16 protein-coding genes are annotated in these 17868 nt (G+C 40.3%); 13 read left to right on the top strand and 3 right to left on the bottom strand.

Annotated elements, in window-relative coordinates:
* The first annotated feature begins 34 nt into the window (after positions 1-34).
* The 9 genes from B0O44_RS04810 to B0O44_RS04770 are packed head-to-tail and all read left to right on the top strand — an operon-like array spanning position 35 to position 10374.
* Complete coding sequence (locus B0O44_RS04810; RefSeq protein WP_110827667.1) at positions 35-1870, top strand: type VI secretion system Vgr family protein; 1836 nt, start codon at positions 35-37, stop codon at positions 1868-1870.
* A 3-nt stretch (positions 1871-1873) separates the two neighbouring features.
* On the top strand, positions 1874-3562 hold the full coding sequence (locus tag B0O44_RS04805) for a hypothetical protein (protein WP_110827665.1): 1689 nt from the start codon (positions 1874-1876) through the stop codon (positions 3560-3562).
* 36 nt (positions 3563-3598) lie between these two features.
* Positions 3599-4030: a hypothetical protein gene (locus tag B0O44_RS04800; protein ID WP_110827663.1), complete on the top strand. Its 432-nt coding sequence runs from the start codon at positions 3599-3601 to the stop codon at positions 4028-4030.
* Between the two features lie 9 nt (positions 4031-4039).
* Positions 4040-5026: a hypothetical protein gene (locus tag B0O44_RS04795; protein ID WP_110827660.1), complete on the top strand. Its 987-nt coding sequence runs from the start codon at positions 4040-4042 to the stop codon at positions 5024-5026.
* 19 nt (positions 5027-5045) lie between these two features.
* Complete coding sequence (locus B0O44_RS04790; protein WP_110827658.1) at positions 5046-5522, top strand: DUF4280 domain-containing protein; 477 nt, start codon at positions 5046-5048, stop codon at positions 5520-5522.
* Position 5523: 1 nt separating this feature from the next.
* On the top strand, positions 5524-8277 hold the full coding sequence (locus B0O44_RS04785) for an OmpA family protein (RefSeq protein ID WP_110827656.1): 2754 nt from the start codon (positions 5524-5526) through the stop codon (positions 8275-8277).
* A gap of 17 nt (positions 8278-8294) precedes the next feature.
* Entirely contained in the window at positions 8295-8939 is a 645-nt protein-coding gene (locus tag B0O44_RS04780; RefSeq protein WP_110827654.1) for a hypothetical protein, read from the top strand.
* A gap of 11 nt (positions 8940-8950) precedes the next feature.
* A complete protein-coding gene (locus tag B0O44_RS04775; protein ID WP_146229775.1) occupies positions 8951-9586 on the top strand; it encodes a hypothetical protein in 636 nt (211 codons plus the stop codon).
* 14 nt (positions 9587-9600) lie between these two features.
* Positions 9601-10374, top strand: coding sequence for a hypothetical protein (locus B0O44_RS04770; protein WP_110827649.1), 774 nt, complete (start codon positions 9601-9603; stop codon positions 10372-10374).
* Here B0O44_RS04770 and B0O44_RS04765 read toward each other — a convergent pair.
* On the bottom strand, positions 10371-10907 hold the full coding sequence (locus tag B0O44_RS04765; RefSeq protein WP_110827647.1) for a helix-turn-helix transcriptional regulator: 537 nt from the start codon (positions 10905-10907) through the stop codon (positions 10371-10373). The two genes, B0O44_RS04770 and B0O44_RS04765, sit on opposite strands and share 4 nt — an antisense overlap.
* A 218-nt stretch (positions 10908-11125) precedes the next feature.
* On the opposite strand from B0O44_RS04765, the gene B0O44_RS04760 reads away from it, so the two are divergent.
* Positions 11126-11674 (top strand): RNA polymerase sigma factor, encoded by a 549-nt coding sequence (locus B0O44_RS04760; RefSeq protein ID WP_110827645.1) that lies wholly within the window; start codon positions 11126-11128, stop codon positions 11672-11674.
* Between the two features lie 67 nt (positions 11675-11741).
* On the opposite strand, the gene B0O44_RS04755 is transcribed toward B0O44_RS04760, so the two are convergent.
* Entirely contained in the window at positions 11742-13100 is a 1359-nt protein-coding gene (locus B0O44_RS04755; protein ID WP_170123278.1) for a sulfatase-like hydrolase/transferase, read from the bottom strand.
* Positions 13085-14455 (bottom strand): SAM-dependent methyltransferase, encoded by a 1371-nt coding sequence (locus tag B0O44_RS04750; RefSeq protein WP_110827642.1) that lies wholly within the window; start codon positions 14453-14455, stop codon positions 13085-13087. Before B0O44_RS04750 ends, B0O44_RS04755 begins: the two co-directional genes overlap by 16 nt.
* Before the next feature lie 483 nt (positions 14456-14938).
* Between B0O44_RS04750 and B0O44_RS04745 the strand changes: the two genes are divergently transcribed.
* The 3 genes from B0O44_RS04745 (at position 14939) to gmd (ending at position 17809) form a co-directional block, all read left to right on the top strand.
* Positions 14939-15646, top strand: coding sequence for a hypothetical protein (locus tag B0O44_RS04745; RefSeq protein WP_110827640.1), 708 nt, complete (start codon positions 14939-14941; stop codon positions 15644-15646).
* Positions 15646-16500 carry a dTDP-4-dehydrorhamnose reductase gene (rfbD, locus tag B0O44_RS04740; protein WP_110827638.1) on the top strand — a complete coding sequence of 285 codons (855 nt, stop codon included), beginning with the start codon at positions 15646-15648 and terminating at the stop codon, positions 16498-16500. The genes B0O44_RS04745 and rfbD overlap by 1 nt, the downstream gene beginning before the upstream one ends.
* A 172-nt stretch (positions 16501-16672) precedes the next feature.
* Positions 16673-17809 (top strand): GDP-mannose 4,6-dehydratase, encoded by a 1137-nt coding sequence (gene gmd / locus B0O44_RS04735; protein WP_110827636.1) that lies wholly within the window; start codon positions 16673-16675, stop codon positions 17807-17809.
* Positions 17810-17868: the final 59 nt, after the last annotated feature.

Below are 17868 nucleotides of genomic sequence, written 5' to 3'. Positions count from 1 at the left end.
TCATTTTGAATTTTAAAAACCATCATCACCTACCATGGAAAAGAAAATTAATCTGGAAATACATATTGATGACCGGGAAATCGTTCATTTTAATTCTCTGAGGATTACCCAGGCCTTTAACCGTCATCATGAGTTTGAACTGATCATCAACCAGGATGTGATCGAACAAACTGCGTCTTTTAAAATAGACCAGTCTAAAGCCTGGGTTGGGAAAAGTTTTGTGGTCAGCATAGATCAGGGCAATACTGATTTTAAAGGTATTGTATGTGAAGTAAATCTTTCCCAGGGCCATGGCCTAAGAGGGAACCTGATTGTCAAGGGCTATTCCCCGACCATTTTGCTCGAAACAGGAAGTCATCTGGTTTCCTATAGCGATATGCCCCTGGATGCCATTGTGAAAAAAGTGACTTCTTCACTGGCCGCTAATGATATGGAATATGCCATTAAACCAGATTATACAGAAAGCCTCAAATACATTACCCAGTTCAGGGAAAGTAATTTTGCTTTTATCAACCGCCTGAGTGCTGAGTACGGAGAGCTTTTTTATTATGATGGCAGGGTACTGCATTTTGGCAAACCCGCAAATCAAAAAACAGTTAACCTGATTCATGGAGAAAACCTGAATGTCATGAATATGGCGCTTCGTATTCTTCCTGCAAATTTTTCCTACTATTCTTACAGGTCACAACAAAATTCTACTTTCGATGCGGATGCTCCGGCTCAGGTTAAAGGACTAAATGATTATTCAAGGCATGCCCTGCAACAATCCTCTAGTGTGTTTCAGGACCAGGTAAGCCATCCGGTAAAACCCAGAATTGAAAGTAAAGGACAATTGGAAAGATTGGCCGAAAAACATAAAGCTGCAATGGCCGCAGGCCTTACAGACCTCTGTGGCGAGAGTACCCAGACCGGGCTGAACATCGGTTCTATTGCGGACGTGCAGGTTTCCCGTCAGGATTTGAGCGGTGTTTTTAGCAAAGAAGCTTTAAGCCGTTTTTTAATTACAGAAATTACCCATCATATTGATGGATTAAACCGCTATATCAACTCCTTTAAAGGAGTTCCGGCAGATACAGAATCCCTGCCTGTGGACCAGGTACAAGCTCCCGTGGCTGAATCACAAGTAGCTATTGTGACCGATAATGCAGACCCTTCACAGAGCGGAAGGGTTAAGGTTCAGATGCTGTGGCAAAAAGAAAACATGACTACAGATTGGATCCGGGTACTGACCCCCGATGGCGGGAGCAGTGAACCTTTCGCTAAAAACAGGGGCTATGTTTTTATCCCCGAAATTGGAGATCAGGTTATTGTAGGTTTCCGTTATAATGATCCCGATAGGCCTTTTGTTATGGGTAGCATTTTTCATGGTGCCACAGGTGCCGGGGGATTGGAATCGAACCACATGAAAAGTATTACCACTAGGAGCGGGCACTTGATCGAGTTTAACGATGGCCCGACGGCGCAGGGGATCACCATTACCGATATCAATAGGAATATTATACATATTGATACTGAGGGGAATAACATTACCATTACGGCCAACGAAAATATGTCCCTGAATGCAAAAAATATGAATATCAATGTTACCCAGGACCTGAATATACAGGTTGGGAAAGACATGAGTACGATGGCTGGCAATAATATGAACACAACTGTTGGGGCAAGTCATCAGATTAATGTGACTTCGGATTATTCTTTGAACGCGGCAAATATTTTAAAAATGGCCACAGGAGACATTACAACCCACTCCGAGACCCACACCCAACAAGGCACTAAAGATGTGGTGGTCAATAGCCTGAGTGGTAATATAAACCATCACGCGAAAAAGGAAGTCAAGTCAAACAGTGGAGAAAAAAGCTTATTGTTCTAAATCATGGCTGGAGGAAAGATCACTGAAATTGCGGGTGGGAATATTCAGACCACAGTAAATAATGATTTCAATGTATACGGGGATACTGTACAGTTTAACCCCGGTAACAAAATGAATATGAACGGCGATGATTCAGGGGTAACTTTTGGGAATAAGCCACTTGATGCACCCGCAGTCGCCGGAAAAGGAAGTGTGACCAAAGCTTATTTTGCAAAAAAATACGAAAAAAAAGTAGTTAAGTCTACAGAAGAGTACACGGTCGCAAAAGGGGACACCCAAGCCTCTATTGCAAAAGACAAAGGCGTAGATAAAGCAGAAATTCCTAAAAAACCTGTTCCAGGTAAGAAAATAACCATCAAATCATATGAAAACAAATTTGAGCTGAAAAGGATCAAAAGCGCAATTCTTGGCTCAAAAATTTTTCTGGTGGCCGAAACCACAGGCCTGATAGATGACAACATTACTTTCCAGATTATAGGAAGTAACAATACCACTTTTCTAAAGCCCGGAGAAACTGCAAGTGTGTTGGAAGGAGGGGCTGAAAAAACAGAAATCAATGCGAAGGTTGGTGCTTATGTTACCAAAACAGAGTTTGAAACACCTGAAGTATTCTTTAAAAACAAGGCTGTTGTGGAAATCGAATTTAAACCTAAAAGCGATGATACCAAAAAAGACTGGATTAAAAAGATCAATGACAGTAAGGAAAAGGCAGCTTTTTTTCATTTAACCGTGAAGGCCCAGGGAGAGAAAGAAGTCACCTACTCCAATGAAGACGATGCGATCAAAGGAAACAGTACAGACAAAGGGGTTTTTCAGAATAAAGCCGATTTGTGGCTGAAACTTAAAACCTGTTTTTGCAACCGGGAACTGGAAAAGGATGATTTGGTTTCTCTGGGGATTTCTGATAAAAAAGCAGGGGATTTTCTGGATGGAATGAACGCGGCCATTAAAAACTACGAAATTAATACTTGTATCCGGATTGCTCATTTTGTTGCCCAACTTAAGCATGAATCCATAGAGTTTACAGCCAGTAAAGAAATCTGGGGACCTACCGCCGATCAGCTGAACTACGAGGGAAATACAAATCTGGGCAATACCGAAACCGGGGATGGTAAGAAATTTATGGGCCGGGGTTTGATCCAGATTACCGGAAGGGCCAATTACACCAGTTATGGAACCTATAAAAGTGTAAATTTTACCGACGGCGAGAACAACCTGAAAATGGAACAACCATTGTACGCCGTGGACTCAGCAGGTTGGTACTGGAAAGTACATTTATCACCAACGAATTTAAATACTTACGCGGATGATGACGACCTGATCTATGTGACCTACAGGATCAATGGTGGCTTTAACGGATACAGGGACAGGGAAAAAAACCTGAAGAAAAATTTAAATGCCATTGGCAGTTGTGCCAATAAGGATTTGAGTACCCTGGGGACTTATTTGCTTTCGACAAGTAAATGCAATGATTCAAAAGATTCAGTCTGGAAATTTGCAAACCTGCTGTACGGTGAAAATGATGCCCACTCGGGAACTGAAACTTCCAAGACTGCTTATAGCAGGTACATTGTTTTGGCCAATCAGGCACTTACTCCACTTAAAGCAAAGAAAAAATTAACCAAAAACGAAGAAAAGCAAAAAACCAAACTGGAAAGCCAGATTGCTACTGCAACTGAGAGAAGTCAGTAACTAATTGTAACAACAGATCGTAAACAAAATCTCCCTATGAAAAAATATCTTTTAATTCTGATGTCCTTTTGTTGTTTTTTTATTGCTGCGGCACAAAATAAAACCTCAAAAACTGAAGATGTACGCTTCAATAAAGTGTACACGGCAACCTCAGACAGTGATGTCTGCGAGGAAGGTAGGGTCAGCTTAAAAGTTTGCCAGGTAAAACAAAAACTCACTTGCACCATCAATGTAAATACCGATCAGCTTAAAGGGTATCTGATTAAGGATCATCAAAAAGTGAATCAGGAGGCGTCTACTACCCTTTATCAGTTTTTTCGGGCAGGTAAAAAGACCCCATTGCTTTTTGTACGCTTTTACAACGAACAGGGGCAGGTAAAAGCGATGCTGGTTAATCCCGGTTATCTGGATATTTTCAAACCATGTTTTGATAAAAAGGGTATAGAACTGACGTTAAAAGACCAATAAAATGATCCTATGGAAAAGGTTAGTTTTACAGATCATTTCTCGTTAAAGCTTCAGCTGAAAGCTTCAGCGTTTATGCGGCATTATGCGGTGAAACATCGTTATGCCAAAGGCGATCAGGAGCAAAGTGTAAAATACAATATGGATGTCAGCTATGTCAGGACACTTCTGGACCGGTCTAGGATTTTTCGGCTTGAGCGGAGTGAGGATGTCTATGTAAATGACAGCGAGCCGGATTTGATTGCAGATGAACTGGCTTACGCTTGTGGAAAGGTATTTTATCCACTATTACTGGAGATTGATTTTGAGGGAAAATACCTGTCTGTTTATAATTATGATGAAATTATTGCGCGCTGGAAGACGCTCAGACCAAAAGTCAATGAATATTTCAAAGGCATATATACCGAAAAGTATTTGGATCTCATGGACCTTGCCCTTTCCTCATCGGAGCAGGTAAGCAGGATTTTCAGGCAGGATCTGTTTGTTACTTCTTTTTTTGTTCCCTTATACATTAACTACGGACCTGAACTTAAAAAAGAAAATCAGGTCAGCGTACCGCTGTTGAGCCGGGTAGATCCGTTTCGATTTGCGTCTGTTCAACAGGTGAACCCTTTACTTAATGAAGCGGGGAATGTAGAAATTGAATGCAAAGGAAATGCCTGTGATCCCAGAACCGAACAGGATTTGCTCGATGGGCATTGCTTTCCCATAGAACAGCTGACCAATCCTGAGGCTACTGCCTTAACAGGGGAGTACGCAGCGAGATATGTACTGGAACCCGAAACCAAGGCCATCCGTTCAATTTATGCTACCTGGTTGCTTGATTTTGAAAGCCAGGAAGAGACAGAACTTAAAATATTTGAAATCCTGGAACAAGATCAACAGGAAATAAAAGAACAGGGTCAAGAACCCATCAGACCAGGCATGGTTTTCATAGACGGCGGCAAGTCTGGTAAGGAACGGAAGATCACCAGTATTTTTAATTTTTTATGGGATTAATCATTTAAAGACACGCATTATGGCAGGAAAACATTTAGTGGTAGACGGGGCGATGTGTATGTGTAATTTCGGTACAAGCCCAGATAACCTGAAGGTAAAAACGCATCAGCAAGAATATGCAAATGATAAAGATGGTGCTGCCAAATACATTGCCAGTACAAAAGACATTGGATCAACCTTTCAAAAAAATAGTTTTGGTTCTTGCGCAAAGCAGAAAAACAATCCCTGTACAGCCGTGGTAACCGAATGGAAGGGCTTTTATGAACATACCCTGTTGACCAATGGAGGTAAAATCATTTTGGAAGACAGTACCGCAACCTGCCCTATAGGCGGGTCAGGATGTATTAAAATTATTAAACACGGCCAAACAGCCGAACCTGGCAGTCAGAATTTTAAAAATGCCGAACCTAAAGTGAGCAAAACCTTAAATCCGGCGGTGGATCCAAGAGAGCTTACAGAAGAACCGGTGAGTATTGAAGGTATCATCTTTGAATAATATGGCAAAAGGACCAAAAAAAATAGGCTTAAGTGTTGGAGAACGTTATTACAAAGGCTCTTCCAATAATGGTGTCATTGCCGTAACGGCCGATGTAGCGCACGCATTTGAAGTTACAGAGTGGCTTCCCGGCACAACCGATGCTCAGAAAAATGACACCAGCTGGCTCTTCGAAGATGCCAAAAGAACCAAAGTACTCACCTCCACTAAAACAGGTGGACCGTCGCTCAGGGCCTTTGCTGTTCCGAAAAAACTATGTGGGAGTGTGCCGATGTATTACCTGGAAGCCAGTTTAAGTGGCCTGATGGAAAAATCAATAAATGCCGGCCTGTTGGTTAGGGGCATTTGTGGGCAATTGATTGTAAAATCCAACTGGAGTAAAAGCTATAAAGGAGCGCCCCTGGGTACATCGCCCATCCGTTTTGGAGATGATGTGCACCTTCACGTGGAAACCGAAGGACTGAATGGAAACCGGCTGACTGTACAGATTTTCCGGCGCAAATGGTTTACAGACGAGCCGGTGGATACCTTGTACAATGTGCTTTGTGAGAATGGTGAAATCAATTACCTGATCCGCAACACCTATAAATGGTACGCTGCCTTGAAATCTGGCCCTAGCGAACAGGAGCTTTACATTAAGATCATCGATAACCATACCAAAACCTATGTAAAAGACAGTCGGAACCAGGACATCCATGCCAGGTTCCTGCGCCTGGAAAATAAAGTGGTGACCTCGGCGATGGCACAATCTACCAACCTGACTGTGGCGACGGTGGGTGAGCCACTAAAAAACCTGAAGCAGCCTGACCACTGTAAATTTACCAAAATTGAGATCTCCGACCTTGGGGAAAGGGTCCCTGTTTTTGATGAAGGTAAAATTGACGCTAAAGGACAAATAACGGAGTCAAAATTTTATATAGACGAAAAGATCAATTATGATTTCGATGCCTTTAAGGTCCGGGACGTAGATAAAAAGAAACTGGATAAAATTGCTGAAGTACTGATGAAAATCCCTTATATCCCCGTGGAGCTGGGCTCACATACCGATCGCTTCGGTACTGCAGAGTACAATTTACAGCTTTCGGAAAAGCGGGCTAAAGCCGCTATGGATTACCTGATTTCCCGGAACGTGGATGCTTCAAGGATTGTTTCCAAAGGTTATGGCAAAACCATGCTGGCCAATCCCGATCCGAACCTGGATAAAAAGGAAAGCCTGGTCAACCGCAGGACAACCATCAAGCTGCTCATTTTTACACACAATGCATTGAGTATGCAATATGAAACCATTGCCCCCGGTTTAAGTAAGGCGAGGGAACTGCCCATTCAGATTGCCAATTTTAAAACCGCGGGCCTTTGTAATTTTCCTTCCAACCCTCATCAGGTCAATGTACCTTACGGTAACCTGGTCCAAAAAAAGGAAAAAACGCCTTTGCAGCTGGACGGGAAAGAAACTATTCACCCGAAAATTTATTCACCCCTGGATGATAAAGAGCATGCCTATGAGTACATCTGGCCAATGTCTACCACCTATAACAGCTTTTTCTTTTACATTAATTCCTGCGCTTATTTTACCAACAGGGACAAACACAGTCTGGTGGTTAAGGCTTACTCGGACATTAAGTGGAGACTTACTTTTTTTCTGAAACTAAACAATGCTTTAAGTGTTAAATGGCAAAATCTTTCACCAGCCGAGCACAAAGAGATGCAAAAGAAGGCGGGTAAGGAAGGTGCTGAACGGAGATGGAAACAGAAGGATGCAACCTTTGGCTTTAGCCTGACCAGCGATTGGAACAGTCAGAAGGGAGCTTATACAGCTCATGATGAATTTAAAAAGGAACATGAAGGGAAGTTCAAAAAACTTTATGACCTGTTTTCTTCGTTGAATTCTATTGCCGACGGGATTACCAATGTTACAAAAGGTACGGTGAGGGGAATTGGTTTTGATAAACTTCCGGTAAAATTTGAAGTGGAGCCACCGAATTTGGACCTGGATGCAACCTGGATGCTTCAAAGGGCAAAAAAAGACAGGGCACCTATTGCCAGAGTGGGCACCCGGATAGATATTGGCTTTCATGCCCAGCCACTCATTGGCCTTGAAGTGACCATTGATTTACTGGGTGCCCTGATTGGGGCAGCCGCAGGAGCGGTATCAGGAGGGACCGCCTCACAACCCGTACTGAAATTTTACTATTTGCTCAAAGATAAATTAAAAACGGGGCTAAAGCTGGGGAATGACGATGTTGGTTTTAAGGCAAATGCCGACATTTTTATGAACCTGAAAATTTTCAGCAGGATCAGTACCGATGTAGGCTTCGGATTCAATACCGTTTCGGGAAGAGAAGACGATACTTTTAAAATAGAGGCAACAAATAAATTGGGTGTTGTACTGGAGGCCGGTGTAATTATAAAAGGAGAACTGGCTATGGTCGTGGTTAAAGTCGATGGCTATTTTGAAGCTTCGGCCAGTGCAAGGGCCTCTGTGACTTTTGGGCATGGTGTTTATTATGATGATAAAGGATTGTATTATAAACCAAAACTGGGCTTTGACGGAATGGATGCAGATTATGTGATTACTGCCAGCGTCGGGCTGGCGGCAAAAAAAGGTGTACCGGCTGCTGAAGTGATCAAAGATAAAAAAGGGGACTGGGTAATTGCCAAAGGCGATTTTAAAGGCATCATTCCAAAGTTTGATGTGATCGAAAGCCTGGAAGAAGTATCCGGAATTACTATACAAGTGCCCCTAATGAGGAATTAAGAGTAAAATTTAAACCTATGAAGAAAGCCATTTTAATTGTTGCCCTGGCACTGATGAATTTTTCCTGTAAGAACACAAAACCTGCCGGCTTTGACCTGGCGAACATTAACGGCCAGGTCAGTATTACCCAGGTGATGGAGCAAACCGGATTAAAGCTGGAAAATGGGAAGTCCGGAGCCATGACACTTTCGGGCTATAAAATTTTTGAAAGTAGCGACCCTAAAATCCTGAAGTTTGGGGATGCAGAACTGGCCGGTAAAGGAACCGATTCTGTAAATAAAGTACTGATCCACTATTCGGTTAAGGATAACACCATTCACCTGGTGGAGCTGCGCTTGTTTTCAGAGACGCAGGTGAAATTATTGACTGCTGCGATGGACCAGAAATTGGGCAAGGCACCTTATCCGCAGGATGCGTATACCACTGTGTTTAATAAAAATATCAGGTATTTTGAAAGAACCTGGCTGGATGTGGAGCACAGCATGGCTTATTTTTTAACGGTTTCCTTAAATCCGCAGGATAAAGAAGAAGCCAGACTGGCGATGGTTAACTATACAGACAAGCCAATGGCCCAGCTGACCTCTTTAAAAAATTACACACCAGATGTTGGTTTTATGATAGAGAAAGTAACCGCGGCGATGAAACAAAAAGCGAACAAATAACCAGAGAAACCATGAGGAAAAGATTTTATTTGTTATCCATAACTATGATCGTATTATGGGCCGCAAAGGCCGGAGCACAGCAAAAAACAGATCTGGAAAAACTACCATATCATACCGGAGCAGAAAGTATTTTAAAGGTAGCCGGCGCCTATGCCACGGAACGTTCGGATTGGTTTTTTTTGCCAGGAATGAAAACAGAAAACATGGGTATTTTCCGTTTTGGTCCGGTTGAATTTAGTAATGGTGGCGCAAAAGGGCCAAAAGATATTCCTGTAAACAGGGTTACCTTTGTTTTCGATGATGGGGCGCACGGTCGTTTGGTGGGACTTGAGCTGCACATTGAAAAAGAGGTGGAAGCCAAAAAGCTGCGCAGTTATATCTGGAGTAATTATGGTCAGCCTCTGTCTTTTGAGCGTCCGGCCCCTAAAGACCGGGACAGGGACAAGGTGAATGGTTATGCTCCTTTTATGTTTAAACGACAAGGAAGCAATCAGACGATGATCGTGGTGGATAATTTTCCTGGTCACGGAGAAAGAAAAGGATATACCATAGATGTATTTATCATGGATAATGATGTAAAAGCACCTGGTAACGGGAATAACGAAACCGCGCTGGATGCCCTTAAGAAAAATTTAAAAAGGTTTTAACTGAATCACAAACAATGGCACAACCCTATTATATGCTGCATTTTAGTGCAGGCTGCTGTATGTTCCAGATCCGGATTAACGATGTCCCGGTCATGACGCTTAACCTGCCTGGTCAGGCCGCATCGGTCGCCCCCGTTAATTTTGCAATTCTTAAAAGCGGAAAGCAATCAATAAAGGCCACAATGCTTCCGCATCCTGGTGAACTTAGCCTTAACCCGGCAGCCTTTCTGGAGTTTGAACTAAAATTGTATGATACGCAAAGAGAATTTGTGTTTAAAGAGCAATTGTTGCAGCAGAAATTCCCAGCGGTTGATCAGGCAAAACCGATTCCTGCTGAACGCTATCAAAATGAATTTTCTGCAACAGTTCCTTATGACCTGCAGGGTTGGGAAAATGGAAGGCCTTTAAAGGATGTAGAAGATGTGGGAATCAAATTAAGGGCTGCTCATGAAAGGATTGGAAAAATGATAAGCCGTAAAGATTATGATGGGTTCAAAAAACTCATTGCCGCACGAGAACATATTATGTGTACTTCCATGTATCTGGACCAGGGGCAGGCCAACGCAAGGGTCGGGGGACTGATTGAAGATTTTGAATCCGGTTTCGAAATGGCTCCCCTTGCTGCAGATGCGATTGTACATCTTTGCGGGGGTGGAAAAACGGCTGCCCTGAAAAAACCAAATGGGGAGCCTGCGCTTTATCTACTGAATGAGCAAACCAGAGAGGAATTAATGCTGGACCTGATGTTTTATGTTCCTGCCGGGAAAACAGAGTTTGAAGTTATTTAAACTTGTTTTAATTGATACCGCTTGATCCGGCCTTTCGCAGTTTTCAATACTTCGACCAGGTCCTTTCTTGGTGAACGTGCCAGAATATCTGAAACCCTCGAAGAACTGATGCCTGAAGCATATAATCTGTTGCATTCTGTTGCAATTTCTTTTGCGCTTCTGGGCTGTATTAAAAAACTACCCTGCAGTATCTGGTCAATGCTTTTGGTGAAATTAGGACTTTCGTTTTTCAGATAGCCTGATTCGGTCTGGGTAGAGCGAATATACTTTTCTATATTTTCACGAAGCACCTGTCTGGGCGGAATGCTGTACTCCGGATCGGCCAGGTGATAATATTTTACCCCAAAATAAGCGGCAATCTGTTCCATCTTGTCCAAACCGATGCTAATATTTCCGGCTTCTAAGGAGGCTATATAAGGTTGATGGACAAAAATCGCCTTTGCCAGGTTCTCCTGAGAGACATCTGCCATTTTGCGGAATGCTTTTAAGCGTTCTGCATATTCCGTCTTTGCGTTTTTATGAGTTTCAGACACCAATCAAAGGGAGCGATAAGATTTATCTTATTTAATATATTATTTGGTATATTGAATAAGATTTATTTATATTTGAGTGTATTTATTTAACTAGATAATAAAAATGAGTAATAATTTGTTAATTAATACAATATTTTGAAATAAGAGCGTGGAGTGAACAGTCCCCTGGGCAAGGACTGTTTCTAAAACAGGAGTGATTTTTAATTTAATCAGTGAAAATGATAAAATACAAAGCCTTTTCGGATGCAGAGCTGGTGGCTCTGCTTAAAGAAAATGACAGGTTTGCCTTCAATGAAATATACAGACGTTATTGGAGAATTATGTATCTGTATGCCCGCAAGCTATTGTTTGACCATAAAGATGCCGAAGATGTTGTCCAGGAAGTTTTGGCTTATATATGGACCAAACGCGAAGAAATCCGGATTACCACTTCTTTAAGGTCTTATCTGTATGGTTCTGTTCGGAACATGGTCCTGAATATGGCCAACCGTAAAAAGGTGATAGAGCGCTACCTGGTCTTCTTTGGAGATTTTATAGATAAAGGCGATTTTGTTACAGATGATTATATCAGGGAAAGAGAACTGACACTTGCCATCCAGGCTGCAGTGGTTTCCCTGCCACCAAGAATGCGGCAGATTTTTGAACTGAGCAGAAATGAATACATGAGCCAGAAAAATATCGCCGAAAAGTTAAACCTTTCAGACAAAACAGTAAAGAAGCAAATCAGTAATGCACTTAAATTGCTCCGTATTAAAGTGCTGAGATAGCTTGGGGCTTACTGTTCTCCGGGGGCCGGGAAAATAAGAGAGATGGGCCCCCGGCTGAAAGGTTTTTTTAGTGCAGATGAAATGGGATTTGTTGTAAGTATTTGATTTTGCTTAGTGCGGTTGTGTCCATACCCTGGTAATAGATGGCCGCGAAGGGCTGTTTTCTTCTTGGGTCGTTGGGCGGGATCAACATTCTTGCACCGTGGTCTCCCGAAATGACAATGACTTTGTTTTTCCAGTCTGGGATTTGATTAAGGATGTTTAGGACGACTTTATTGGCGTAGGAGACGTAGCCGGTATATTGTTTAATGACTTCAGAAGGTGGGAATTTGCTGGGGTCATCTACTGGATTTTTGTTTAAGTTCCCGTTTGCGTCCCGGTAAAATGGGGGATGAGGAATCAGAAGATGTATCCATAAGAAATTAGGCTGTTTGTGTTTTTGGTGGAGTATGCTGGGGAGTTTTTGAATTATATTTTGGTTGTAGTTGTCAAATGGCATTGTATTACCTTTAAACTTATCCCATAAACCAGCAATAAGAGTTTCATTTAAAATCTGATCAATATAATTATCGGGAAATATCCTTAAGTGTTGAAATTTTGGTTCAGCCCCGATATTTAAAAAATCGAGATTTGTGAAATTATATCCATCTTGTTTTAATTTTTTAATCCATAAACTATGAATTAGTTTGTTGGCGGCATAAGTGAAATTCTGGTTGGGAATGCTATCGTCTAGATTGAATAGGGAACTTAAAGAATGAATTGTAGTATCATTTCTTGAAAATATTGTGTTGAAGATATAGAAATTCTTTGAACTTAAGGAGTCGGTTAAAGGATTATGGAAATTAAACTGACTTTTTAAACTATTTGGAGAAGCATATTCGTCTAGAAGAATCCAAATCAAGTCTTTCTTGTTTTTTACTTCTATGGATGGGGCTTTTTTGTTTTGAAGATTAGTATAGTTTTTTTGTTCCTTTATTGCTGAATTTAATCCTGAGAAGAGTACCGATCCAGTTAATATTAGTGTAAAAGTATTTAGTACATAGTTGATGGCTCGTGTTTTTTTAGGGGATATTCTTTTTTTAATTTGATAAATAAGAAAAGTCAATAAGACAATGATACTTAGAAAGTACCTGAATCGTATCAAGACAGGATTTATAAAGTTTTCTAATGTTAATACAATTGGATATGTGAATAATACACATATCCAAAGCAATAGGATCCAAAGTACGCCATATTTATACAGGTTTAACCTTTTAAGTATCAGAATAATGATGTAATTGATCGAACAATAGCCAAATAAAAAAAAAACAAAAACTAAAGGGTCAAAAAAAATAAAACATAAAGAAGTCTTGTAAATGAGGAAAAACAATCCAAACAGATAAATATATATTGGTCGGCCCAGCCATTTTTTTATTTTTTCTCCCATAGATATAATTTTCTTAACGAATTTTTGCATTGATGCTCTGCAATTAGATTGAAATGCGATTCAAAGGACTCAATAAAAGTTTCTTCGGTGTAATGGCTAAATATATCCCCTTTGTTTTGAAGTAAAAGCTGCGACTTTGGATCCGTTTTGGGAACAAATTCTACAATGGCAAAAGAAACGCTTAGGTCTGCAAATAACCTGGCAACAAAAGTCAAAGGAATGTTTCTGCTTAGGCAAAGGTGATGGATCAGGGCCAGGCCCATAATCATATCTCCTTTTAAACGCTTTAAAATAGGTGATTTCTCTTTGTTGCTCCAGCCCAAGCCTGGGGAGGGATCAACGAGGTCAGAAAAAATGGGGGTGATATTATTGTATCCGGTCTGCTGGTTACTTTTATAAATCTCATCAATACAATAAATGTCACTTTCTAGGGCGTACACTACTTTTGAAAAACTGGAGGCAATCCGGGAGAATTTTCCGGTGTTTGCACCTAAATCAATTGTTTTGTTGGGCTTGATCTCTCTTAGCCATTGGGTAATGATTTCTGTTTTGTCTTTTATATAAGTTTCACTTTCAATGTCCTTTTCATAATAATTGTCCCAAATACTCGTGTTGAGTAATGGCCTGGTTTTTTTAGCAATGCTGTTTTTGATGGAACTCAAAAGGACTTGGAGCTTCTCTTTGTTTAATCCTGTACTTGAAGAGCCATTATCTTTCCTATTCGTCTGAAAACGGCTATGCAAATGGATATGCATTAAGCAAACCGGGTTGAAATAGGTAGAAAGGGGAAGCTGTCGGCTAACAAAACGTAGAGGGAGGCCGTTTAGGGCAGATCTATACAATTTGAGCCAGTTGGGATCTCTGTAGTGCATTAAAAGGAAGGGAGATAAGGTTTCCTCACAAAATTGCCTGTAAGCAATCCAGGGATCTCCTTCTTTGTAAAAGGTAAAAGACAAAGTATCAATTAAAATACACTTATTGCCGTAAAAAGTGAAATTGTAAGGGGACGCATCTTTTAAGATCATTCCATGCTTTAAGGCAATTTCGTTAATGCGGATGTAAGTTAAAATCATCTGCTGCCATTGTGAATAGGACCATTCAAATGGATAGGATATAAAATCGAGCTGCTGTGGAAAAATTTTCTGATAATAAGAAGGGAATTCAGTATTTGAATCTGCATTTTTATGAGGGATCATTAATTGCTGCTCGACCAATAATTGATACAAACCTGATTGCATCAGGTAATTAAATGTATCAGCATATTCATAAGCAATGAACCTGAAAAATCCATCTTCCAACTTAACCACAAAACCAGCAGGATCTTTATAAGAAATCTCTTGCTGGGTGGGTGTCATCCTTTGCCCTCCTTGTTTCTGGTTCTGTGTATTATGCTCTTTAAATACAGTTTAATTTTATTGCCAAAAATCGAGACGGTGAGTATTGCCGATAAAATGGCCTGGTAAAACAGGCTTCCTGTTCCAGGGTCAATGTAAAGTAAGTGATTTAACATAGGTATAGAGGTTTTAGGTAAGACAGGTATTATTGATCAAAGTTTAACTATAAAAATTAAATTTTAGTTAAAAAGCAATTAAAATGAGATTAAAAATGCATGTTCTGTAAAATTGGAACCAACAATTGAAGATTTTAGGTCTTTTCGAGTACTAAAAATTGTATTGAACCAGAGCCAGTATTTATGCTGCTCATATAAATTCTATGTTAAATCTCCGGTATAAGGTATATATGTAAATCTTTGGACGGGTATTTGCTTAGAGCTTTGGCAATGGTTTTTATGCATTTAAATCCTTATTTTTAAGTAAAAAATTCCCAAAAAGTTATATATGAAACAAATTCTACTCATTTTTTCTTTTATAACGCTCTCTCTAACCGTTTTTTCCCAGCAAAATGGTGACTACAATTACAGCATCGTTGTCCGCGGATTCAGTTATGCACAAATGCCTAAAATCTTGAACCAGTCAAATAGCAACAACTATTTGAAGGCCTATTTTAATGGGGGGATGATCAAATTTAATGACAACCAGTTCAGTTATAGGATCAGTGGTAATTATTTAACCCGATCGGACGAATTTTTTAACAATTGTAATAATTGTGAGCTGGTTAAAGGCAATTTAAAGGACTACGCCTTCAAGTTAGGCTTTGAGAAAAATTTAACTTATACTGCAGTTCAGCCTTATTTCGCCATAGACTTAGGTTATAGATATAATCGTTTTACAGGTAATTCTGTTGTTGTAAATACCGATAAACTGGCAGCTGGTGGCCAGGGAGCTGCTGCTATTCCGGCAAGCAGTATTATTGCCACTAAAGAAGGCTTTACCATTACGCCTGTTCTTGGGATTAAATTTAGTCCTGTCAAACAGATTTCTATATTTGCAGAAACCAATCTGGAGTTTTTTTACTCTTACGAACGGCAGGATGCCGTTACACAGGATGCAGCAAATACCCGTACGTTGAGCAAGTACAACAAAGGGGAGTATCTGATCAATCCTGTGTCTGTAGGGATCCAGTTTCATTTTGTGAATAAAAATTAATGAAAAATATTATTGTTATCGGTGGAGGAGGTCAACTTGGCCAGTGCCTTCAGGAAGTGGTTAAAATACCTTCAAAGCTTTTTAAGTATATCTTTTTATCCGAACAGGAGTTGAATATTACCAATGCCGGCCAAGTGAAAGATGTATTTGAACAGTACAAGCCAGCTTATTGTATCAATTGTGCAGCCTATACGGCTGTAGACCAGGCAGAAGAAGATGTTGAACTTGCACATGAAATCAATGAGCTTTCGATCCAAAGAATTGCAGAAGCATGTCGTGTTCATCAAACGGTACTGATACACATTTCAACTGATTTTGTGTTTGATGGAAAGACAGGTGTTCCACTTAGAGAAGATGGAGCAACCGGACCGATCAATGTATATGGTCTGTCCAAGTTAAAAGGAGAGCAGGTATTATCTGCTACATTGAATCAGTATTTTATTTTGCGAACGAGTTGGTTGTATTCCGAAAAGGCAAATAATTTCTGCAAAACCATGTTAAAACTGGCCCAGATTAAGGATCATTTACAAGTGATTTCCGATCAGGTGGGTACCCCAACTTATGCAATTGACTTAGCCAAAGCCATTGTGCATATTATACATTCAGGTAGCCAGGTATATGGTGTTTATCACTATAGTAATGAAGGTGTCGCCTCCTGGTATGATTTTGCTAAAGCAATCTTTGAGTTCGCAGAAATTGATATAACCGTTACACCGGTCAATTCTGATGTCTTTGTGACTAAAGCCACTCGTCCTCATTATTCTGTTCTGGACAAAACAAAATTTAAAAAAACTTTTGGTCTGGCCATTCCATACTGGAGGGACAGTTTAAATCAGTGTATAAATAATTTATAATCCTGAACAACAGAAGAATTGAGGTAATGGATTAGAAATAAGGTCGTAAAAACAAATATTCTGTATATTCGCAAATCAGAAAAATAATTAAAAATTAACTAAAAGTTCAACTATAAAATTCTCAGAATTAAGATTGTGTGAATGTAATCGTTGAATAAAGGAATATAACTAAATGAAAGTAGCTTTAATTACAGGGGTAACTGGTCAGGATGGTGCCTATCTTACAGAATTCTTATTGAAAAAAGGGTATTTTGTTCATGGTTTAAAAAGACGTTCTTCTTTGTTCAATACAGACCGTATTGATCATTTGTACCAGGACCAGCATGAAAATGGGGTAAACTTTAAACTGCATTTTGGCGATCTGACCGATTCAACCAACCTGATCCGAATTATACAAGAAACCCAGCCAGATGAGATTTACAATCTGGCAGCCATGAGCCATGTTCATGTGAGTTTCGAAATGCCAGAGTACACCGCAAATGCAGATGGTGTCGGCACACTAAGGCTCCTCGAAGCCATTCGGATTTTGGGTATGGAAAAAAAAACCCGGATTTATCAGGCCTCTACTTCAGAATTATATGGTTTGGTGCAGGCCGTTCCTCAAAGTGAAACAACCCCCTTTTATCCCAGGTCTCCTTATGCTGTGGCCAAAATGTATGCCTACTGGATTACAGTAAATTATCGTGAAGCTTATAACATTTATGCTTGTAACGGAATTTTATTCAATCATGAAAGCCCTTTGAGGGGTGAAACTTTTGTAACCCGTAAAATTACCCGTGCAGCAGCGAAAATTGCTTTAGGACTTCAGAATTGTTTATATTTAGGTAACTTATCGGCACAGCGTGATTGGGGACACGCTAAAGATTATATCGAAGCCATGTGGTTGATCCTTCAACAAGATAAAGCAGAAGATTTTGTGATTGCAACTGGAATTACCACTGCTGTGCGTGATTTTGTGAGGATGAGTTTTGCGGAATTGGGCATTGAAATTGAATTCTCAGGAAAAGATGAGCATGAGAAAGGAGTGATTATAGATGTGGATCAGAATAAGATTGCAGAACTGGGTTTAAATGAAGCCAATCTGAAACTTGGCACAACTGTTGTTAAAGTAGACCCTAAATATTTCAGGCCTACCGAAGTAGACCTTTTATTGGGGGATCCGACTAAATCCAAGACACAATTGGGCTGGCAGCCAAAGTACGATTTGCCTGCCCTGGTGAAGGATATGGTGATCTCTGATTTGCATTTGATGAAGAAAGATGAGTACCTTAAAGATGGTGGTTTTAAGACGCTTAACTATTTTGAATAAGGGATAAGCCATGATACTGAAGGGTAATGGCAAGTGATTACATATTGATATGAATACCC

This window comes from Pedobacter nutrimenti (assembly GCF_003208655.1).
In the GTDB taxonomy this organism is placed as follows: Bacteria; Bacteroidota; Bacteroidia; order Sphingobacteriales; family Sphingobacteriaceae; genus Pedobacter; species Pedobacter nutrimenti.
Note: the sequence above shows the minus strand (reverse complement) of the source record. Positions and strands in the feature narration are given on the sequence as shown.